An 18,888-nucleotide genomic window follows, 5' to 3' on the forward strand; every position below is an offset into this window, starting at 1 on the left:
CCCTATGAGACGAACCATCCTACGCCCGCGAAGGCCGCTGCGCTAGCGGGTCAGCGCGATGCCGATTCGTGCGCGGGTCGTATCGAGACGATAGTCGTCGAGCGCTTCGCCGTGCCCGGTGAAAGCCTGGCCGAAGACATAGAAGCCCATGCCCCCGCCGATCGGGGCGAGCGGATAGGAGACGAACAACTCGGCCGCGCCGCGGCGCGTCTCGAAATTGCCGCGGCCGGTGATCGAGAGCTTGATCCCGTCCTTCTGCTGGATCGCGGCGGTCAGACCCGTATAGCCGAAATAGTCCTTCACATCGGGCGCGGTGCTGGTGCGGCCGACATAGAACCAGGCCTGTGGCGCGAGATCTAGCCGCCAATCGCCGCCCAGATCGAAGCTCTTCTCGGCGCGCGCGAAGATACGGTTGACGTCGATCGAATCGAGCCCGTCGCGGCCATTGGAATCGTGTCGCCAGCCAAGCGCGACCCTGGTGTTCTCGTCAAACGGAATGTCGGCATAGACTTCGGGGCTGTAGGTCGTCGCGCGGAACGGCCCCGACGGGCGGTCGATCGCCCAGAACATCGTCTGCGTATAGGCGAAGCGCAGATTGCCGAGCTTGAGCGGCGCGTCTTCGGCAAAGGGGCGGAAGGCGAAGCTCATCTGAAGCTTGGCGCCCGCCTCGCCCGCGCCGAACACGCCATAGATCGGCTCGTGCGGCTCGAACCGGTCGATGAAGGCCGAGGACGCGCCGGTCGAGCTCTGGACGACAGCCTCTTCGGCGGGGATCTTCGCCGCCGGGTGCTCCTCCGACGGAGGCACCGCCACTTGCGCGACGCCGACCGGCACGTAGCGCGCCTTGGCGAAGCCGCCCGGCGCGATCGTGCGCGTGGGACCCGGGGTGCGCTCGAGCAGCAGCCGCGTGCCGTCGGCCGCAGTGACTTCGATCTGGCGCGGGCCGGCATCGGCGACCGGAGCCTCGCCTTCGTTGACGAGGAACACCTCGACGCCGCGCAGCGCCTCCTTCTCGGAAGCCGGCTGCTCGGGCACCGCGCGCACCTGCGCGTCGGCGGGCGTGGCGATGACGAAGGCCAGGGTCAGGAACGGGGCGCGCATCTGCGCCCCGAAGTGGCAGCGGATTGCGGCCTTGGCGAGTCCTAATCGGATCGCTAGTGCCAGGCGCATGGCCGTTTCCGAGACCGATATCGCGCTTGCGGAGCGACTCGCCGACGCCGCGGGGGCCGCGATCCGCCCCTATTTCCGCGCCGAGCACGGGATGGAGGCGAAGGCCGATCACTCTCCCGTCACGCTCGCCGACCGCGCGGCCGAAGAGGCAATGCGCCGGTTGCTCATCGCAGAGCGGCCGATGGATGGGATCGTCGGAGAGGAATTCGGCACGCGCGAGGGCACAAGCGGGCGTATCTGGGTGCTCGACCCGATCGACGGCACGCGTGCCTTTATCGCCGGCCGTCCGATCTTCGGCACGCTGATCGCCCTCGTCGAGGACGGCTGGCCGCTGCTCGGCATCATCGACCAGCCGATCCTCGGTGAGCGCTGGCTTGGCGTGACGGGGCGGCAGACGCTGTTCAACGGCAAGCCCACCGAGACGCGGCGCTGCCGCGAGCTGAGCCAGGCGGTGATCGGCACCACCTCGCCGGCGCTGTTCGACGACGCCCAGCTCCACGCCTTCGAGCATCTCGACGCGCAGGTGGCGAGCACGGTGCTGGGCGGCGATTGCTACAATTATGCGTGCGTCGCGAGCGGTTGGCTCGACGTGGTCGTCGAGGCCGGGCTCAAGCTCCACGATTTCGCCGCGCTGGTGCCTGTGGTCGAGGGCGCGGGCGGGCGCATGTGCGACTGGCAGGGCGATCCGCTCCACGCCGGGAGCAACGGCGAAGTCATCGCCGCGGGCGATCCGGCGCGCGTCGAGGAAATCCTCGAGGCGATGGCCTGCCGGGGGCACTGAACCAGTCATCGGGCGCGCGCACCCGGGCCTGCGTTGACAGGCCTGCCCCCGAGCGACATCATTTCACTATGCAGTTTCGCCATCGCCATCTGCGAAGCCGGTTCCACGCAGGCCAACTCCTCGCGGGCATCTAGCCCCGGGCTCTCCCAGGCATGTCCCGAAGAGCTCGGGGCAGGATCGATCCACGGCTCCCGCGCGAGGGAGCGATTGATTGTTTGAGGAGCATAGGATGACGCCGAACCAAGCCGCGACGCCGCGGCCACCGATCGACATGATCGATACCGAAGCCGAGAAGCTGGCGGACCTGGCGCTCGGCGCCGAGGAGCGCGCGCCCCAAGTGAGCGCGCTGCTGCTCGACGAGATCGAGCGGGCCACGCTGCACAGCGCCGAGACGATCCCGCCCGAGGTCGTCACCATGGGCTCGCGCGTCGAGTTCGTCGACGAGGGCAGCGGGAGGGAACACAGCGTCGAGCTGGTCTATCCGCAGGACGCAGACATCTCGGCAGGCCGGATCTCGATCCTGACGCAGGTCGGCGCGGGACTGATCGGGCTGCGCGCGGGCCAGTCGATCCTCTGGCCCGGCCGTGACGGGCAGGAGCGGCGCCTGGTCATCGTTCGGGTGGCGCGCAGCGCGGCCTGACGCTGTCGCTAGTCGGTGAAGGCGGGCGCGCGCTTCTGCAGGTTCGCCATCACTGCCTCGATCTGGTTGGGCGAACGGAGCAGCGCCGCCTGTTCCGCGCTTTCGGCGGCGAGGATCGTCGTGGCGTCGGTCTCCAGATTGGCAAGGCGCTTGGCGGCGCGGATCGCGTGCGGGTTACGGGCGGCGATCGCGCGAGCGAGGGCCAGCGCCTCGGCCTGCGGATCCTCGGCGATGCGGGTGACGAAGCCCAGCGCCAGCGCTTCCTCGGCGTCGAACTCGCGCGCGGTGTAGACGAGCTCGCGGAGCGCATCGCCGCGTACGCTGCCGCGCCACAATGCGAAGCCGGCCATGTCGGGGACGATGCCCCATTTCATTTCCATCACCGACAGGCGCGTGCCCGGCGCGGCAATACGCAGGTCCGCGCCGCTCGCGATCTGGAGCCCGCCGCCGAAGGCGACACCGTGCACCGCGGCGATCACCGGTACCGGCAGCGTGCGCCAGCCCCAGGCAACCTGCTGGAAATCATTGGCGGGGCCATGGGTGCGCGTCGCCAGGTCGATGCCCGATCCGCCCGCCGCCATGCTCGCCATGTCGAGCCCGGCGCAGAAGCCCCGGCCCTCCCCCGACAGAACGACCGCGCGAAGACCCGGCATCGTCTCGAGCTGCCCGATCGTGTCGATCAGCGCGGCGAACATCGCGGGGTCGAGCGCATTGAGTTTGTCGGGCCGGGCGAGGCGGACCTGGGCAACGCCATCCGCGAATTCGATTGCCACGCGCTGCTCGGCCATGTCGCTCTCCATGCTGCTCGCGCAAGGATAGCCCGGTCAGGGCGCCAGTCGATAGCCTCGGCCCTTTTCGGTTCGCAGCATCGCTGCTGCCCCGGCATGGGCGAGCTGGGCGCGCAGCCGCGAGACATGGACCTCGACCACGTTCGTGCCCGGATCGAAGCGCAGCCCCCATACCGCCTCGAGCAGCTCGGTGCGGCTGGCGCAGTCGGGCGAGCGGCGCGCGAGATGGTGGAGCAGCGCATATTCGCGTGGGAGCAGGCGGAGCGGCTTGCCCTGGTGCGCGACGCGGCGCTCGACCGAATCGATGCTGAGGCCGCCGAGGCGGATCGGCGCGGGGCGGTGGCGCAGCCGGGCGGCGATGCGGGCGGCGATCTCGGCGGCGCTGGCCGGCATCGCCACGGCATCGTCGGCGCCCGCGTCGAGCGCCTGGGCAACGCCGGCACGCGACCCGGGTGCGAGCACGAGCAGCAGCGGGCCGAGCCAGCCCTGGCCGCGCAGCTCGGTGACGCAGCGCGCGGGATTCTCGGCTTCGGCGCCGACGACTGCGAGCTGCGCGCCGCTCTCCGCCAGCCGTGCGCGGGGCACCGGCAGCAGCGTGAAGCCGCGGGGCGTCGCCGCCTGCCGGAGCTGCGGGATGTGGAGGGCGCAGGCGACGATCGCGGTCACGGCGGAGAAGCTAGACCGCGAAAACTCCGATTTGGTTGCGAGTCGCTCCGTTATGGAGGCGAAAACCCTGCCTCGATTGCGGCGAAACGCGCGCGGGCGTAGCCGGCGAGATAGGTGCTGGGCGCATCCGCGGCGAGGCGGAGTAGCGGCTGCGCGGTGTGGGGCTCGACGGCGAGGAGCGCGTCGAGCGCGGTGGTGCGCATCCGCTCGCACGGATGGCCGCGCGCGAAGGCGGCGGCGAGGTCGCGGCCATTGCCGATATGCGCGGCGACGGTGAGCAGCGCCTCGGCGGCGGTGCAGGTCAACCCTTCAGCGATCACGCCGCGGCTGATGTCGAAGCGATATTGGTCGAGCCAGGGCTGGGCGGGATCGGCGCCGAGGATGTTGAGCGAAACCGAGAAGGCGTCGGGCGGCAGCTGGACATGGATGTCGCGGCGCATGCGGTAGAGCATCAGCCGGCCGGGTTCGAGCCGCGCGCGCTCGACGAAGCGGAGGCGCGCATTCTCGCCGGGCAAGCCGGCGAGCGCATCGGCGTCATATTCGAAATAGTCGCTCCAATAGCCCGGCCCCAGATAGCCAAAGGTGAGAAAGGGGAAATTATGGTCGTGTGGCAGGTCATAGAAGAAGGCCGCCGCGCCGCTCGCCCGAACCAGCGGATCGGCGCGCGCAGGCCAGAAATTGGCGCGGACGAGAAAGCGGCCGTCGGGCGGGTGGAGCAGGAAGACCTGCGCGCCATAGCCGTTGCCGCCGCGCTGGCCGGCGCAGCGCGATTTGAGCTCGTCCATCGCGAGGTCGGCAAGGAAGTCGCGGTTGTGCCCGAGCCGCGCGAGCAACGGGCCGAGCGCTGCGAAAGCCTCCTCGTCGCGCACGTCGCAATCGCTGGCGGCGGCGAGCGCATCGAGCAGCTCGGCCAATGCGATCGGCGCGCCTTCGCCGGGATCGATCAGGCGGGGCAAGGTTCGGGTTCCTGTCGTGCGGCGAGCGTTTCGAGCGTCCGGCGCGCCGCGGCCCGCACCTGAGCATGCGGGTCCTGCTCGGCCATCTGAGCGAGCCGCGGCAGCGCCGCCCCTGCATCGAGCATCAGCCATTCGCGCATCGCGGCCCAGCGGAGCTGGTGCGCCGCGTCGCACGTGGCGGCTTCGAAGCAGGGCCCCGCGTCGGTGCGGCCCGAGGCACGGAGCAAGGCGAGCAGCATCCCGGCGCGCGAGCTGCGGTCGTCGCCGTCGGCGATGCGGCACAGTCGCCGGGTCGCCAGGTCGAACTCGCGCAGCAGCGGCGCGGCGCCGGCGCGGATCGTGGCAGTCAGCACCGCGACATCGCTCCGCGCACCCGAGAGCAGGCGCGCCTCGTTCCGACCGTCGCTGCGGTACACCGCGCCCTCAGCGAGAGGCAGCGGCGGCAGCGCGATACAGCGGTCTTCCTCCTCGACATGCCAGCGGCGCCAATGCGCCCCGCCGCTCCGGAGCACGCGCGTGACCGTCATGCGGCCCGGGAGCGCGATCGTGCGTGGCTCCGGCGCCCTGGCGAGCGCCGCGGCATGGCTGACGCTCGCGACCAGCGACACCGCCGCGCAATCGTGGAGCACCAGCCCGGTGCGCAGCCCGTCCCGGCGCGCGCGCAGCGGCGGCTCGAACAGCGGGTCCTTGTCGAGCGCCGCGAGCAGCGGATCGAGCAGCGCCGCCGCCCAGTCGCCATTCGCCAGCAGCTGCTCGGCGCGGTCGGCGGCAGGGCCGGGACCGTCGAGCGGGCAATCGGCGAAGGCGGTGCGCAGCGCCCGCACTTCGGCCCCCGCCGCCCAGCGCCGGCTCACGTCTCGCGACCGCCCGCGTGAGGCGAGCAGCGCGGGACGCAAAGCCTCGGGAAAGCCGGGCATCGCCGCCTCAGATCGGCGCCATCTCGTAGATCAGCTCGACGACTCCGACGATCATTTCGAACAGCCCGTCGACGCTGCTCGCCTCCAGGTCTGTGAAGGCTCCGTGCACCGCCACCGGCATGTCGAGCTCGGCAATCTCGCTCGCCGCGATCTGCATCAGGTCCATAAGTCCCCCTTCTCCTGCTGCGGAACAGGCTATCGCGGCGACGCGCGGCGCTCACTTTACATTTCTGTAATCCCGCAGGCCTGCGCATTTGCGCGCCCGTCCCCGTCGCGCTAGGCCCGCGCCATGACCGAGACGCCCGCCCGCGGCTTCGACCCCCAGCTGCTGTTCACCACGCGCTTCGGCGGCCACGGCGGCCGGCTGGGGATCGTGCACCATGCCCATGGCGACGACTGGGCCGAGCTGGCGCTGCCCTATAACCCCGACATGATCGGCGATCCGGCGTCGGGCGTGCTCGCATCGGGCCCGATCCTGACGCTGATGGACATGGCGACGGCGGTGGGCGTGTGGCTCAAGCTCGGCGCATTCCGCGCGCATGCGACGCTCGACCTTCGGATCGACTATCTGCGCCCGGCACGGCCCGGCCAGACAGTGATCGGCCGCGGCGAATGCTATCGCATCACGCGCTCGATCGCCTTCGTCCGCGGCCAGGCACACGACGGCGACCCCGCCGATCCGGTCGCCAATGTCGCGGGCACCTTCATGGCGACGGAGGGCTATTGGTGACCATCCCGCCCTATGCCGAGCTGCTGGGTCTGAGTCTCGAGCCCGGCGATCCCGCGCCAACGCTCGTGATGCCCTTCGGCCCCGACGTGATCGGCCGCCCCGGCTTCCTCCACGGCGGCGCGATCGGCGGGCTGCTCGAGATGGCCGCAGTCGCCGCGCTCAAGCAGGCGCTCGAGACCGAGGGCGGCGGGCGGGTCAAGCCGATCAACCTGACCGTCGATTACATGCGCGGCGGGCGCGACAAGGAGACGCGGGCGCGCGGTACCGTCACGCGGCTGGGCAAGCGCGTCGCCAATGTCGACGCCATCGCCTGGCAGGACGATCCCGACCGCCCGATCGCGCGGGCGCATCTGAACTATCTGATCGCGCGCTAGTCGCTCGGGGCGCCGCGACAGCGGAAGTTGACAAAGTGGACACCTAACGCGGGCGTGTGCGCGGGCAGGTGCGCGCGAGGGGCGATTATATTGAGGATGAGAAAGAACGTTCCCGGTTTGTTTCAAGGGAAATCCTATTTTGCAAGGGGCGAGGCGCGACCAGGGAGGCATCGATCGCGAGTTCGGCGCCATACAGCGTTGCCTGGACGATGACCGGGAGGATCACGAGACCTGTCCAACCCTAAGCGCCGTTGCCCCGATCTCCCCGCCTCCTCTATCGTGTGACTTCCATCCGAAGGGGCGTGCAATGGAAGGCGTGCATGAAGGTTCGTGCCACTGCGGGGCGGTTCGCTTCACCGTGGCGTACGATCCGGTCGAGCTTACGAGCTGCGACTGCTCGCTGTGCGTGAAGCGCAACGCATTGATGGCGAAGGTGCCCGAGGCGGCCTTGCGGGTGGAGGAGGGCGAGGAATGGCTCGCCACCTACGAGTGGAACAGCATGCGCGCGAAGCATCATTTCTGTCGCCGCTGCGGCATCTATGTGTTCCACCGCAAGCGCGCCGCGCCCGATCACTTCGGCGTCAACATCTTCTGCCTCGACGGGTTCGACGTGGCGTCGCTGCCCGTGCGTGCGACCGAGGGCATCGGAATGACGCTGGTCTGCGACGATCCGCGCGACGAATGGCCGGGCCCGCGTACGCGAGAGCGTGCAGGGCGATAGGCCCGCCAAATCACCCCGAGAACAGCTCGAGCTGCTTGCGCACCAGCGGCCAGCGGCCCAGCTCGATGTGCCGGGTGCGGCCGACCAGGCTGTGGACCAGCACCAGCTCGCGCGCTTCCCAGGCGATCGGCGCGAGCGGCTCGAGGAAGACCGGGCCCTTGCGGTAGCCGAGCGTCACGTGCGGGTTGAACTCCCAGCCCTCGCGCCGCAGCCCCCAATAGCGAAGCTGGGCGTCGAGGCGGTGCTGGAGCAACGTCAGCGCCGCGGCCCGCTGGCTGGGGCGGAGCGCGACCGAGCCGGCGCCGCCCGAGGCGCGATCGAGCGCAATTCCGAATCGGTCGCCGTCGAGCGCGTCGCCGATCGCCAGCATCCGCTCGGCCACGTCGCGCGGCTCGGCGGCATAGTCGTTGGTGATCGCGAGCGTCAGATGGAGCCGGTCGTTGGACACCGGAACGGCGCCCTCGGGCAGCAGCCGGTCGCGGACCAGACCGATGCGCCGCGCCTCGGTGACGGGTGGCTTGAGGGCGAAGAAATAGCGATGGCAGGCGTGCATGGGAGAACTCCGAATCGGATCAATGTTCTTATTATGTTCCGATCGAATGGCGGAGTCGAATCCGATTGGTCCGGCGGCGGGTGCGATCGGATCGGCGCGAAAGTGAGTCTTTCGGGCCACACCACCAGTGCTAGAGCCTGTGGATAACTTCCGGACTCAACATCTGGGCGGGTCCCGGAATGTTCCGCCTTGTTAACCATTTGGCAGCCGTTTGCGTTAACCAATGTTCGCTTGACGGCGGAGTCCGGGCCCGACGATTACCGCGGCTCGACAAGGGGAGCTTACGCGTATGGGAGTGCTGGAGAAGGTAAAGACGGGGGTGCGCCCGGCCGCGAAAACGGCGCCGGTGCAGCTGCCGCTCGACTCCATCCTGATGCGCGACTGCATCGAGGCGATGAAGTCGCTGCCCGACAAGTCGATCGACTGCATCTTCGCCGATCCGCCCTATAATCTGCAGCTCGGCGGCGACCTGGCGCGCCCCGACGGCAGCCATGTCGACGCCGTCACCGACGAATGGGACAAGTTCGATTCGTTCGCCGCCTATGACGCATTCACCAAGGCCTGGCTGGCCGAGGCGCGCCGCATCCTGAAGGACGACGGCACGCTCTGGGTGATCGGCAGCTACCACAATATCTTCCGCGTCGGCACCGCGGTGCAGGACCTGGGCTTCTGGATCCTCAACGACATCGTGTGGCGCAAGGCCAACCCGATGCCCAACTTCAAGGGCACACGCTTCACCAACGCGCACGAGACGCTGATCTGGGCGTCGAAAGGCGAGAAGGCGCGCTACACCTTCAATTATCGCTCGATGAAGACGCTCAACGACGAGCTGCAGATGCGCTCGGACTGGGAATTCCCGATCTGCGGCGGCCCCGAGCGGCTCAAGAAGGATGGCGTGAAGGTCCACCCGACCCAGAAGCCCGAGGCGTTGCTCTATCGCATCCTGCTGGCCTCGACCAAGAAGGGCGACGTCGTGCTCGATCCCTTCTTCGGCACCGGCACCACCGGCGCGGTCGCCAAGCGGCTTGGCCGGCACTGGATCGGCATCGAGCGCGAGGGCAATTACGTCTCGGCGGCGAAGGAGCGGATCGCGGCGGCGCTGCCGCTCGACGAATCCGCGCTGACCACGATGCAGGCGCCCAAGGCCGCGCCGCGCGTCGCCTTCGGCCAGCTGGTCGAGAACGGCTATCTGGCGCCGGGCGCAGTGCTGACCGACACCAAGCGCCGCTGGCGCGCAGTGGTGGGCGCCGACGGCTCGCTCAAGTGCGATGCAGTCGCGGGATCGATCCACAAGGTGGGCGCGACGCTGCAGGGTGCGCCGTCGTGCAACGGCTGGACCTTCTGGCACTACGAGGCGGAGGGCGGGCTCAAGCCGATCGACGCGCTACGCCAGACCTACCTGCTGGCGACGCAGCCCTGATCGCCGAACCCCTGCCCTGAAGGGGAGGGGCTTGATAAGGGAGGCGCATGGCCTTGGACCTTCCCGCTTCCGCCCGGCTCTATCTGCGCCCCGTCCAGTTCGTCGACACGCCGGTGGGGCGTGACGGCGAAGTGGCGCGGCTCGCCGGGGGGCTCGGCTGGTTTTCGGCCTGGGAGCTGATTGCGGCCGAAGGCGGGCGCCGCGTGCTGCAGCGGACCATCCCGGTGGCCGAGCTGCCCGACGACGAGCGGCTGCAGGCGCTGGCGGCGCGGATCAGCGCACCGCGCGCGCCGCTGACGCTCGGCGAGCGTGTGCTCAGGCTCGACCAGCCGCTGGTGATGGGCATCCTTAACGTTACGCCCGACAGCTTCTCGGATGGCGGCCGCCACGCCGGCGATCCGGATGGCGCGGCCGGCGCGGGCGTCGCGATGGCGGCAGCCGGCGCGAGCCTGATCGACGTGGGCGGCGAATCGACGCGGCCGGGCGCGGAGCCGGTGTGGGAAGGCGACGAGATCGCGCGCACCGTGCCGGTGATCGAGCGGCTCGCGCGCGGCGGCACTGCGGTCTCGATCGACACGCGCAAGGCGGCGGTGATGGAAGCGGCGCTCGCGGCGGGCGCGCATCTGGTCAACGATGTCGCAGCTTTGCTCTATGACGACCGCGCGCTCGAAGTGGTGGTGCGCGCGGGCTGCCCGGTGGTGCTGATGCACTCGCCCGATCCCGCCAAGGGCGGGCACGGGGAGGGCCGTTATGGCGACGTGCTGCTCGACGTCTATGACTGGCTCGAACGCCGTGTCGACGACGTGGCGGCGGCGGGCGTCGACCGAGCCAGGATACTGGTCGATCCGGGGATCGGCTTCGGCAAGTCGCTGCAGGACAATCTGGCGCTGCTCAACGGCCTTGCGCTGTTCCACGGGCTCGGCTGCCCGCTGCTGCTCGGCGCGAGCCGGAAGCGGATGATCGGTGCGCTGGCGAGCGAGGCGCCGAGCGATGCACGGCTCGGCGGGTCGATCGCGTTGGCGCTGAAGGGCGCCGAGGCAGGCGCGCAGCTGATCCGCGTCCACGACGTGTTCGAGACCGTGCAGGCGCTGCGTGTGTGGCGCGGCATGCGCGACGCGGCGCTGGCGGCGTCGCCTCCCGTCTTCTAGCCGGGGCGCGGGGGACAAAGTGCCGAGGCTGCGCCGCGCCGACCTGTTGCTGGTCCCGATCCTGCTGCTCGCGGCGGCGCTGCGCATCGCTACCTGCGACTATTCGCTGTGGTTCGACGAGATCGCCTCGGTCGCCTTCGCGCACCAGCCGGTTGGCCGGCTGTGGAGCGCCTGGATGGTGCGCGAGAGCAACCCGCCGCTCTATTACACGATGCTCGGCGGCTGGATCCGGTTGTTCGGCGCGAGCGACGTGGCGGTGCGGCTGCTGTCGGTCGCGACCGGGCTGGTGGGAATCGTTGCCGCCTGGTGGCTGGCGCGGCGGATCGGCGGGGTGCGCGCGGGGCTGTTCGCCGCGGCGCTGCTCGCGGTGTCGGCGGCGCATCTCGACTATTCGCAGGAAGCCCGTGCGGCGATGCTGACCCAGGCGGCGGCGCTGTTCGGCTGCGTGGCGATGACTGCCTATCTCGAGCGCCCGCGCCTGGGGCCGCTGCTCGGCTATGCCGCGGCGGCGACGGTGACGCTCTATGCACATACGACGATGGCGTTGTTCGTCGTGCTGGCGAATTTGGCGATGCTCTGGCTGCTCCGGCGCGACCGGCGCGCGCTGGCCTGGTGGCTGGCGACGAACCTGGCGGTGGCGCTGCTGTGGAGCTGGTGGGCGTGGATCAGCCTGGAGCAGATCCGTACCGGCGGCGGCGGCTTCGCCTGGATCGATCGGCCGAGCCTGGGCCGCGGGCTGCTGACCACCGCGACCGTCTATCTGCCGCTCTATACTGTCGGGGAGAATCTGCTCGTCGCGCCGCTGCTCGCGCTCGTGTGGATCGGCGGGATCGCCTGGCTGGGCCTGCGCGACCGCCGGCCGGCGATGGGGCTGCTCGCGACCCTGGCGGCGGGCGCGCCGCCGCTGCTCTGGCTGGTGAGCCAATGGGTGCCGATGTTGCTCGAGCGGACTTTGTTCTGGGCAGCGGGGCCGATGATCGTGCTGCTCGCGGTGGCGCTCGCCGGGATCAAGGTACGGCGCGTCGGACTGGCGCTGCTTGGCCTGTTGCTGGCGGTTGAGACGGCGGCGCTGCTCCACTGGCTGCCAGAGCGCGAATCGGAAGCCTGGCCGCAGGCGCTGGCCGAAGCGGCGCGAATCGATCCCGGCGGCGTGCTGCTGGTCGAGAGCGACGCGATGGGCGTGGCGGCGGAACGCTATCTGCCCGGGACCGGGCTGCGGCTGGTGGTCCTGGACCTGCCCGGCGACGGCTTCGACCGCTGGGCGCAGGGGCTGTCGCGCGCGCCGCATGTCGATCGCGCGGGCGCCCAGACGCTGCTGGCGCGGCGCGGGCGGCTACTCATTCTCAAGCGGAGCGTGCACGATCCCGCTGTGGCGCTCTACCGCCGATACACCGAGCAGGTCTTTCCGGACCCGCGCGGCCGACCGCCCACGGTCGCGCTGCTGCGCCAGCCCTCATAGGCCGAGCTTTCTGGCCACGAGCGACCGGCGGAGATCGCGCAGCGCGTCCTTGCCGATCCAGCGGCGAGTGGGCTCCCGGGATGCCGCCAGGATTTCGGCCAGCGCCACCGCCTCTTCATGAAGACCGCGCCGATGGCCGAGCGCGCGCAGGGCCCAGCTCACGCCCTTCTTGACGAAATTGCGCGCATCATCGGCGGCCTCGTCGATGAGAGGGAGGAATGCCGCGAGCTCGCGATCGCCAAGCTTCTTCGCATGGATCGCGAGGCTGGCGAGCAGCACATAGCCTGCACGCCGAACGAACTCCTCCTCGCGCTGCGCCCACTCGCGCACCTTGGCGAGTGCGTATGGAGTCTTGTCGAACAGATGGAAGCAGGCGGTGTCGCAGGTCGCCCAATTGTCGAAATCCCCGGTCCAGCGGTCCATCAACTCGGGCGTCATCGCCTTCGGATCGGCGACGAAGCATGCGAGGAGGCGCGCTTCGTAGATGCCGGCGCCCCATAGCGCTTCGGCGAGCGGCTGGTCGCGTCCCATGCGCTTCGCCAGAGCGCGGATGTCGCCGATGCGGACGCCGACCACTCGGTCCGCGGTCGCGATGCCGTAGCGCGCCATGCCCTCGGCGACGCCGGGGCGGGCGAGCCGCTCCAGCTCGTCGATCGCCTGAGCGATGCGGTCCATCAGGCCGGGAGCACGGACACTGCGGCGGCGGGATCAAAGGCGCGTTTGTAACCCCAGTCGGTCTTCACCGTGGCGCCGCCCCTGGCGACCGATTCGAGGATCGCCGCCATGAGCCGCACGTCCTGCAGCCCTTCCTCGCCCGGGCTTACCAGCGGCGCGCGGCCGCGCACGGCGGCGGCGAACCAGTCCATCTCGCGCGCGAACTGGTCGATGTCGGGTAGCTCGATCGCGCCCTGATCGGGGTGGTTGAAGATGTCGAGCCGGTTGCCGCCATAATAGCCCCCGGGATCGCCGCGCAGCCGGCCCTTTTCGCACACGACATCCCAGCGCATGCCGCCCGAGGCGGCGAAGCTGGTCGACCCGTTGGATACCGCGCCGGAGGGGAAGCGGAGCTGCCACGCGATCAAGTCCTCGACTTCGCGGAAGCGCGGATCGCTGCGATCGGTCTGCGCCCAGCCGCGGACCTCCACGGGCTCCTCGCCAAGCAGGTAGCGCGTGCCGTTGATGCCATAGACGCCCATGTCCGCGAGCGCGCCGCCGCCCGACATCTTCCTGTCGAGCCGCCAGACGTCCGAGGGATCGGCGAGATCGGTCTGACGACTCATGTCGGTGAGCACGAGTCGCGGCTTGCCGTATTTTCCCGAGCGGATGCGGCGCATCGCCTCGAGATTGTGCGGCTCGTAGTGGCAGCGGTACGCCGTCATCAGCAGCCGCCCGGCGCGCTTGCCCTCGGCAATCATCGCCTCAGCATCGGCGATGGTGGTCGCGAGCGGCTTCTCGCACAGCACATGCTTGCCGGCCTTGAAGGCGCGGATCGTGTATTCGGCGTGCATCGAATTGGGCAGCACGACGTAGACGATGTCGACGCGCGGATCGTCCTTCAGCCGGTCGAAGCCGCGGTAATCGTAGATGGCGTCGGCGGACAGGCCGTTCTCGGCAGCGACGCGCTTGGCCTTGTCGGGGCTGCCGCTGACCACCGCGGCGAGGCGGGCACCGCGGGTCTTCCGGAGCCCCGGGATGAGCTGCCCGAGCGAGAGCTTGCCGAGTCCGACGATCGCATAGCCTAGCTTCTGCTCGTCCGGCAGCGGCGGAACCGCGGGCGCTTCGGCGCAGGCGAGCGTGGGCGCGGCGACGGCGCCGGCAAGGCCCATCTCGATCAGATTGCGACGCGAAATCCCGGGCATGACTCTTCTCCCGATGAGCGAATCGCCGGGAAGCTATCACCGAGCGGGTGTAGAGGTCGAACGCGGCGTCAGGCCGCGCTCTGGTCGATCCCCAGCTCGCCGAGCTTGCGGTAGAGCGTCGAGCGGCCGATGCCGAGCCGGCGGGCGACTTCGGTCATGCGCCCGCGATAATGGCCGATGGCGAGGCGGATCACGTCGGCCTCGATCTCGTCGAGCGCGCGCAGGTTCCCGTCGGGACGGAAGAGCGTGATGCCGGCATGCGCGAAGCCCTGCGGCGCGGGGCCCTCACCGCCGGTGCGGCCCGAGGCGAGCTGCGCGATCTGCGGGAAGTCGGCGCGCGTGAGCCCGTCGCCGTCGCAGAGCACAGCGGCGCGGAACAGCGCGTTCTGGAGCTGGCGGACGTTGCCGGGCCAATCGTAGCTGCCGAGCAGCGCGAGCGCGTCGTCGGTGATGCCCAGCTCGCGAAGCCCTGGCTGCTGGGCGATCCGCCCGAGCAGGTGGCGGGCGAGCGCCGGGATGTCGCCGGCGCGCTCGCGAAGCGGCGGGATCGTCACCTGGACGACGTTGAGGCGGTAATAGAGATCCTCGCGGAAGCGGCCGGCCTCGACTTCGGCGAGCAGCGTCTTGTTGGTCGCCGCGATCACGCGCACGTCGACTTCGCGGACGTGCCGCGCGCCGATCGGCTGGATCTCGCCAGACTGGAGCACGCGCAGCAGCTTGACCTGCGCGTCGAGCGGCATCTCGCCGACTTCGTCGAGGAAGAGCGTGCCGCCGTCGGCATCCTGGAAGCGGCCGATCTTGCGTTCGAAGGCGCCGGTGAAGGCGCCCTTCTCGTGCCCGAACAGCTCCGACTCGACGAGATTGGCTGGGATCGCGCCGCAATTGATGCTGAGCATCGGCTTGCGGCTGCGGGGGGACGCGGCGTGGATCGCCTCGGCCACGACTTCCTTGCCGACGCCGCTCTCGCCTTCGATCAGCACCGGCACGCGGGCGCGCGCGGCCTTGGCCGCGATCGCCAGCGCGGCGCGGAACTGCGGAGCCGAGCCGACGATCTCGTCGAAGCCGAGCGGGGCGGAGAGCTTTTCGGTGAGCGGGCGCAGCTCGCCTGCGGTCTTGCCGCCGACCGCCGCCTCGAGCGCGGCGGCGAGTCGCTCGGACGCGATCGGCTTGACCAGGAAATCGGTGGCGCCGGCGCGCATCGCATTGACTGCGGCGGCGACCGATCCGTTGGCGGTGAGCACGAGGATCGGCAGCTGGGGGCGACGCCCGCGCAGCTCGGCGATTAGCGCCGTGGCATCATTGTCCGTGGAGGGGTGATCGAGGATGATCGCGTCGAGCGCCATGCCGTCGGGCGTGCCGAGCGTGGCGATCGCCGTCTCCGGGTCCCCCGCGAAGATCGTCCGCCATCCGCGGCGGGCAGTGATTGCCGCGACGAGTCGGCGTTGAGCCGGCTCATCGTCGATCAACATCAAGAGGCGCTGGCCGTTGCGCGTCATTCGAACGAATCCCCCGTCCCCTATGTCCCAAATTTGAGCGCTTTTGATAAGAGGGTATCGGTAAAGGGGGGCTTAAGGCTGCAAAAAGGCGAAGTTTTGGCCCCGGGCTTGAGGGGCGGTGCCACCGCCGTTAAGGTCCGCCGACGCTGCGTATGAATGGCGTACAGGGGATCAGAAGGCATGGCCGACACCGGCAACACCACCAACGGACTCACCGCGCACCAGGCGACCTACAACGGCTTCACCAAGATGATGCTGTGGGGCACGGTCGTCGCCTTCCTGCTGGGCGCCTTCGTCGTCTTCACGATCGCCAGCTGAGGTGAAGATCGCGGCGCTCAAGGAAACCGCCGCGGGCGAGCGGCGGGTTTCGGCGACTCCGGAGACGGTCAAGAAGTTCGTCGCGCTCGGCGCCACCGTGGCGGTCGAGGCCGGGGCGGGCGAGGCCGCATCCTTCGCCGATGCCGATTATGCGCAGGCCGGCGCGACGCTGGGCAGCCGCGCCGAGGTGCTGGCGGACGCCGATATCGTGCTCGGCGTGCAGGGCCCCGATCCCGATTCGCTGCCCGGGCTGAAGCAGGGCGCGTGGATCGCGGCGAGCCTCAATCCCTTCGGCGAGCGCGCGCGAGTCGGCCGCTATGCCGCGCTCGGCGCCGAGGCGCTGGCGATGGAGTTCATGCCGCGAATCACCCGCGCGCAATCGATGGACATCCTGTCCTCGCAGTCGAACCTTGCCGGGTACAAGGCGGTGCTCGACGCGGCGGCCGAATATGACCGCGCCTTTCCGATGATGATGACCGCGGCGGGGACGGTGAGCGCCGCCAAGGTGTTCGTAATGGGCGTGGGCGTTGCCGGGCTCCAGGCGATCGCGACCGCACGGCGACTCGGCGCGCAGGTCTCGGCCACCGACGTGCGCGCCGCGACCAAGGAGCAGATCCTGTCGCTCGGCGCCAAGCCGATCTTCGTCGAGAATGTGCAGGGCATCGAAGGCGAGGGTACCGGCGGCTACGCAACCGAGATGAGCGACGAGTACAAGGCCGCGCAGGCCGAGCTCGTCTCGTCGCATATCGCCAAGCAGGATATCGTGATCACCACCGCCCTGATCCCGGGGCGCCCTGCGCCGCGACTGATCAGCGACGCGCAGGTTGCGAGCATGAAGCCCGGAAGCGTGATCGTCGACCTGGCCGTCGAGCAGGGCGGCAATGTCGAGGGCGCGGTCGCGGGCGAAGTAGTGACGCGCCACGGGGTAAAGATCGTCGGCCACCGCAACGTGCCGAGCCGCCTCGCCGCCGACGCATCGGCGCTGTTCGCGCGCAACCTGTTCAACTTCCTCTCGGCCTTCTGGGACAAGGAAGCCGGAAAGCCCGTGCTTGACGACGAGATCGGCAATGCGATCCGCCTGACGCAAGGCGGCAAGGTGGTGAACGAGAGGCTGCTCGGCTGACGGCGCAAAAGGGGGCGCCACGACCATGGATTTCATTTCGATCCTCTCGATCTTCGTGCTGGCGTGCTTCGTTGGCTATTATGTCGTCTGGTCGGTCACGCCGGCGCTGCACACGCCGTTGATGGCAGTGACCAACGCCATTTCCTCGGTGATCATCGTCGGTGCGCTTATCGCTTCGATGGCCGCGGGGGCCGAGATCGCGAAATGGCTGGGGCTGGTGGCGGTCGCGCTCGCCAGCGTGAACATCTTCGGCGGGTTCGCCGTGACCGAGCGCATGCTCGCCATGTACAAGAAGAAGGAGCGCTGACGTGGGGCACGAGGCCGTTCCCGTGAACCCCTGGGTCGCGTTCGCCTATCTGGTGGCGGGCGTCTGCTTCATCCTTGCGTTGCGCGGGCTTTCGTCGCCGTCGACGAGTCGGCGGGGCAATCGCCTCGGCATGATCGGCATGGCCATTGCCGTGGTCACCACGCTGATCACGCACAAGATCGCCAGCCCGATCGAGCTCGCCGCGGCGATCCTGCTCGGCGGCGCAGTCGGCTGGGTGACCGCACGCCGCATCGCGATGACCGCGATGCCGCAGCTGGTCGCTGCCTTCCACAGCCTGGTCGGCATGGCGGCGGTGCTGGTCGCGGCGGCGGCATTCCTCAATCCGCTGGCGTTCGGCATCGGCGACCTGGTGGTGCCGATGATCGGCGACCCGTTCGTCGCGATCCGGCAGGTCAGCCGCGTCGAGATGGGGCTGGGCGTCGCGATCGGCGCGATCACCTTCTCGGGATCGGTGATCGCGTTCCTGAAGCTCAACGGCAACATGAGCGGCAAGCCGATCCTGTTGCCCGGACGCCATGTGATCAACCTGGGCGTGCTCGCGGGCATATTGGGGCTGATCGCCTATTTCACCCAGGACCAAGCACCGTGGATCTTCTGGACGATCGCCGGGCTGAGCTTCGCGATAGGCTTCCTGCTGATCGTGCCGATCGGCGGCGCGGACATGCCGGTCGTGGTGTCGATGCTCAACAGCTATTCGGGCTGGGCCGCGGCCGCGATGGGCTTCACGCTCCACAATACCGCGATGATCATCACCGGCGCGCTGGTCGGCAGCTCGGGCGCGATCCTGAGCTACATCATGTGCCGCGCGATGAACCGCAGCTTCCTGAGCGTGATCGCAGGCGGCTTCGGCGGCGACAGCGGCAGCGCTGCGGCAGGCGGCGCGGCGATCGACCGGCCGTGGAAACGCGGTTCGGCCGAGGACGCGGCTTTCCTGATGCAACAGGCCGAGCAGGTCATCATCGTTCCCGGATACGGCATGGCAGTGGCGCAGGCGCAGCACGTGCTCCGCGAGATGGCCGACAAGCTCAAGGAGCACGGCGTGCGCGTGAAATATGCGATCCATCCGGTCGCGGGACGCATGCCCGGGCACATGAACGTGCTGCTCGCCGAGGCGAACGTACCCTATGACGAAGTGTTCGAGCTCGAGGACATCAACAGCGAGTTCGCGCAGACCGACGTCGCCTTCGTGATCGGCGCCAACGACGTGACCAACCCCGCGGCCAAGACCGACAAGAGCTCGCCGATCTACGGCATGCCGGTGCTCGACGTCGAGAAGGCCAAGACGGTGCTGTTCATCAAGCGATCTATGGGCGGCGTGGGCTATGCCGGCGTGGACAACGAGCTCTTCTACCGCGACAACACGATGATGCTGCTCGCCGACGCCAAGAAGATGGTCGAGGAGATCGTCAAGGCGCTCGACTAGGGGCCGCAAAGCCCCTCC

Annotated in this window: 22 protein-coding genes; 12 read left to right on the forward strand and 10 right to left on the reverse strand. The window is 69.3% G+C overall.

Translation table 11 applies throughout. From position 1 onward, the window contains the following. Positions 1 to 42 precede the first annotated feature (42 nt). A complete protein-coding gene (locus tag J7500_RS04895; protein ID WP_294060369.1) occupies positions 43 to 1,170 on the reverse strand; it encodes a phospholipase A in 1,128 nt (375 codons plus the stop codon). Between J7500_RS04895 and hisN the strand changes: the two genes are divergently transcribed. Together hisN and rnk are read left to right on the forward strand one after the other, a co-directional pair. Next, entirely contained in the window at positions 1,169 to 1,951 is a 783-nt protein-coding gene (hisN, locus tag J7500_RS04900) for a histidinol-phosphatase (protein WP_294060370.1), read from the forward strand. The two genes, J7500_RS04895 and hisN, sit on opposite strands and share 2 nt — an antisense overlap. Before the next feature lie 229 nt (positions 1,952 to 2,180). Next, the gene (rnk, locus tag J7500_RS04905; protein ID WP_294060371.1) at positions 2,181 to 2,591 is read left to right on the forward strand and encodes a nucleoside diphosphate kinase regulator; all 411 of its coding nucleotides are present in this window, start codon (positions 2,181 to 2,183) and stop codon (positions 2,589 to 2,591) included. Positions 2,592 to 2,599: 8 nt separating this feature from the next. On the opposite strand, the gene J7500_RS04910 is transcribed toward rnk, so the two are convergent. From J7500_RS04910 to J7500_RS04930, 5 genes are read right to left on the reverse strand one after another with little or no spacing between them, the layout of a single operon-like run. Beyond that, a complete protein-coding gene (locus J7500_RS04910; protein WP_294060372.1) occupies positions 2,600 to 3,379 on the reverse strand; it encodes a crotonase/enoyl-CoA hydratase family protein in 780 nt (259 codons plus the stop codon). A gap of 36 nt (positions 3,380 to 3,415) precedes the next feature. Next, on the reverse strand, positions 3,416 to 4,045 hold the full coding sequence (locus J7500_RS04915) for a response regulator transcription factor (protein WP_294060373.1): 630 nt from the start codon (positions 4,043 to 4,045) through the stop codon (positions 3,416 to 3,418). Between the two features lie 50 nt (positions 4,046 to 4,095). Beyond that, positions 4,096 to 5,001, reverse strand: coding sequence for a transposase (locus tag J7500_RS04920; RefSeq protein WP_294060374.1), 906 nt, complete (start codon positions 4,999 to 5,001; stop codon positions 4,096 to 4,098). Beyond that, positions 4,989 to 5,918, reverse strand: a complete 930-nt coding sequence (locus J7500_RS04925) for a hypothetical protein (RefSeq protein ID WP_294060375.1) — start codon at positions 5,916 to 5,918, stop codon at positions 4,989 to 4,991. The genes J7500_RS04920 and J7500_RS04925 overlap by 13 nt, the downstream gene beginning before the upstream one ends. A 7-nt stretch (positions 5,919 to 5,925) precedes the next feature. Continuing rightward, positions 5,926 to 6,084: a hypothetical protein gene (locus J7500_RS04930; RefSeq protein WP_294060376.1), complete on the reverse strand. Its 159-nt coding sequence runs from the start codon at positions 6,082 to 6,084 to the stop codon at positions 5,926 to 5,928. Between the two features lie 123 nt (positions 6,085 to 6,207). Here J7500_RS04930 and J7500_RS04935 point away from each other — a divergent pair, with 123 nt between their 5' ends. From J7500_RS04935 to J7500_RS04945, 3 genes are all read left to right on the forward strand, one after another. Beyond that, positions 6,208 to 6,648, forward strand: a complete 441-nt coding sequence (locus J7500_RS04935; protein ID WP_294060377.1) for a PaaI family thioesterase — start codon at positions 6,208 to 6,210, stop codon at positions 6,646 to 6,648. Next, positions 6,645 to 7,022: a PaaI family thioesterase gene (locus J7500_RS04940; protein ID WP_294060378.1), complete on the forward strand. Its 378-nt coding sequence runs from the start codon at positions 6,645 to 6,647 to the stop codon at positions 7,020 to 7,022. The genes J7500_RS04935 and J7500_RS04940 overlap by 4 nt, the downstream gene beginning before the upstream one ends. Positions 7,023 to 7,329: 307 nt before the next feature. Next, positions 7,330 to 7,743 (forward strand): GFA family protein, encoded by a 414-nt coding sequence (locus tag J7500_RS04945; RefSeq protein WP_294060379.1) that lies wholly within the window; start codon positions 7,330 to 7,332, stop codon positions 7,741 to 7,743. Positions 7,744 to 7,753: 10 nt separating this feature from the next. Here J7500_RS04945 and J7500_RS04950 read toward each other — a convergent pair whose 3' ends face one another. Beyond that, entirely contained in the window at positions 7,754 to 8,296 is a 543-nt protein-coding gene (locus J7500_RS04950) for a 2'-5' RNA ligase family protein (RefSeq protein WP_294060380.1), read from the reverse strand. Positions 8,297 to 8,585: 289 nt separating this feature from the next. On the opposite strand from J7500_RS04950, the gene J7500_RS04955 reads away from it, so the two are divergent. From J7500_RS04955 to J7500_RS04965, 3 genes are read left to right on the forward strand one after another with little or no spacing between them, the layout of a single operon-like run. After that, a complete protein-coding gene (locus tag J7500_RS04955) occupies positions 8,586 to 9,716 on the forward strand; it encodes a site-specific DNA-methyltransferase (RefSeq protein ID WP_294060381.1) in 1,131 nt (376 codons plus the stop codon). Positions 9,717 to 9,763: 47 nt separating this feature from the next. After that, the gene (gene folP / locus J7500_RS04960) at positions 9,764 to 10,864 is read left to right on the forward strand and encodes a dihydropteroate synthase (protein WP_294060382.1); all 1,101 of its coding nucleotides are present in this window, start codon (positions 9,764 to 9,766) and stop codon (positions 10,862 to 10,864) included. Between the two features lie 19 nt (positions 10,865 to 10,883). Then, positions 10,884 to 12,323, forward strand: coding sequence for a glycosyltransferase family 39 protein (locus tag J7500_RS04965; protein WP_294060384.1), 1,440 nt, complete (start codon positions 10,884 to 10,886; stop codon positions 12,321 to 12,323). Here J7500_RS04965 and J7500_RS04970 read toward each other — a convergent pair. From J7500_RS04970 to J7500_RS04980, 3 genes are all read right to left on the reverse strand, one after another. Next, positions 12,318 to 12,998, reverse strand: a complete 681-nt coding sequence (locus tag J7500_RS04970) for a DNA alkylation repair protein (RefSeq protein WP_294060386.1) — start codon at positions 12,996 to 12,998, stop codon at positions 12,318 to 12,320. The two genes, J7500_RS04965 and J7500_RS04970, sit on opposite strands and share 6 nt — an antisense overlap. Next, the gene (locus J7500_RS04975) at positions 12,998 to 14,182 is read right to left on the reverse strand and encodes a Gfo/Idh/MocA family oxidoreductase (protein ID WP_294060387.1); all 1,185 of its coding nucleotides are present in this window, start codon (positions 14,180 to 14,182) and stop codon (positions 12,998 to 13,000) included. Before J7500_RS04975 ends, J7500_RS04970 begins: the two co-directional genes overlap by 1 nt. A gap of 68 nt (positions 14,183 to 14,250) precedes the next feature. Further along, entirely contained in the window at positions 14,251 to 15,678 is a 1,428-nt protein-coding gene (locus tag J7500_RS04980; protein WP_294060388.1) for a sigma-54 dependent transcriptional regulator, read from the reverse strand. A gap of 180 nt (positions 15,679 to 15,858) precedes the next feature. On the opposite strand from J7500_RS04980, the gene J7500_RS04985 reads away from it, so the two are divergent. The 4 genes from J7500_RS04985 to J7500_RS05000 are packed head-to-tail and all read left to right on the forward strand — an operon-like array spanning position 15,859 to position 18,870. Beyond that, on the forward strand, positions 15,859 to 15,996 hold the full coding sequence (locus J7500_RS04985) for an aa3-type cytochrome c oxidase subunit IV (protein ID WP_294060389.1): 138 nt from the start codon (positions 15,859 to 15,861) through the stop codon (positions 15,994 to 15,996). A 1-nt stretch (position 15,997) separates the two neighbouring features. Continuing rightward, positions 15,998 to 17,119: a Re/Si-specific NAD(P)(+) transhydrogenase subunit alpha gene (locus J7500_RS04990; protein WP_294060390.1), complete on the forward strand. Its 1,122-nt coding sequence runs from the start codon at positions 15,998 to 16,000 to the stop codon at positions 17,117 to 17,119. 25 nt (positions 17,120 to 17,144) lie between these two features. Next, positions 17,145 to 17,426 (forward strand): NAD(P) transhydrogenase subunit alpha, encoded by a 282-nt coding sequence (locus J7500_RS04995; protein ID WP_294060392.1) that lies wholly within the window; start codon positions 17,145 to 17,147, stop codon positions 17,424 to 17,426. A gap of 1 nt (position 17,427) precedes the next feature. Next, positions 17,428 to 18,870, forward strand: a complete 1,443-nt coding sequence (locus J7500_RS05000) for an NAD(P)(+) transhydrogenase (Re/Si-specific) subunit beta (RefSeq protein ID WP_294060394.1) — start codon at positions 17,428 to 17,430, stop codon at positions 18,868 to 18,870. Positions 18,871 to 18,888: the final 18 nt, after the last annotated feature.

It is taken from the genome of Sphingomonas sp. (assembly GCF_017744835.1).
Taxonomy (GTDB): Bacteria; Pseudomonadota; Alphaproteobacteria; order Sphingomonadales; family Sphingomonadaceae; genus Sphingomonas.

Coding starts and splice junctions, on each gene's coding strand:
- folP (WP_294060382.1), top strand. CDS start 9,764: ATGGCCTTGGACCTTCCCGCTTCCGCCCGGCTCTATCTGCGCCCCGTC.
- J7500_RS04935 (WP_294060377.1), top strand. CDS start 6,208: ATGACCGAGACGCCCGCCCGCGGCTTCGACCCCCAGCTGCTGTTCACC.
- J7500_RS04970 (WP_294060386.1), bottom strand. CDS start 12,998: ATGGACCGCATCGCTCAGGCGATCGACGAGCTGGAGCGGCTCGCCCGC.
- J7500_RS04975 (WP_294060387.1), bottom strand. CDS start 14,182: ATGCCCGGGATTTCGCGTCGCAATCTGATCGAGATGGGCCTTGCCGGC.
- J7500_RS04930 (WP_294060376.1), bottom strand. CDS start 6,084: ATGGACCTGATGCAGATCGCGGCGAGCGAGATTGCCGAGCTCGACATG.
- J7500_RS04945 (WP_294060379.1), top strand. CDS start 7,330: ATGGAAGGCGTGCATGAAGGTTCGTGCCACTGCGGGGCGGTTCGCTTC.
- J7500_RS04925 (WP_294060375.1), bottom strand. CDS start 5,918: ATGCCCGGCTTTCCCGAGGCTTTGCGTCCCGCGCTGCTCGCCTCACGC.
- J7500_RS04955 (WP_294060381.1), top strand. CDS start 8,586: ATGGGAGTGCTGGAGAAGGTAAAGACGGGGGTGCGCCCGGCCGCGAAA.
- J7500_RS04980 (WP_294060388.1), bottom strand. CDS start 15,678: ATGACGCGCAACGGCCAGCGCCTCTTGATGTTGATCGACGATGAGCCG.
- J7500_RS04950 (WP_294060380.1), bottom strand. CDS start 8,296: ATGCACGCCTGCCATCGCTATTTCTTCGCCCTCAAGCCACCCGTCACC.
- J7500_RS04895 (WP_294060369.1), bottom strand. CDS start 1,170: ATGCGCCTGGCACTAGCGATCCGATTAGGACTCGCCAAGGCCGCAATC.
- rnk (WP_294060371.1), top strand. CDS start 2,181: ATGACGCCGAACCAAGCCGCGACGCCGCGGCCACCGATCGACATGATC.
- J7500_RS04995 (WP_294060392.1), top strand. CDS start 17,145: ATGGATTTCATTTCGATCCTCTCGATCTTCGTGCTGGCGTGCTTCGTT.
- J7500_RS04910 (WP_294060372.1), bottom strand. CDS start 3,379: ATGGCCGAGCAGCGCGTGGCAATCGAATTCGCGGATGGCGTTGCCCAG.
- J7500_RS04985 (WP_294060389.1), top strand. CDS start 15,859: ATGGCCGACACCGGCAACACCACCAACGGACTCACCGCGCACCAGGCG.
- hisN (WP_294060370.1), top strand. CDS start 1,169: ATGGCCGTTTCCGAGACCGATATCGCGCTTGCGGAGCGACTCGCCGAC.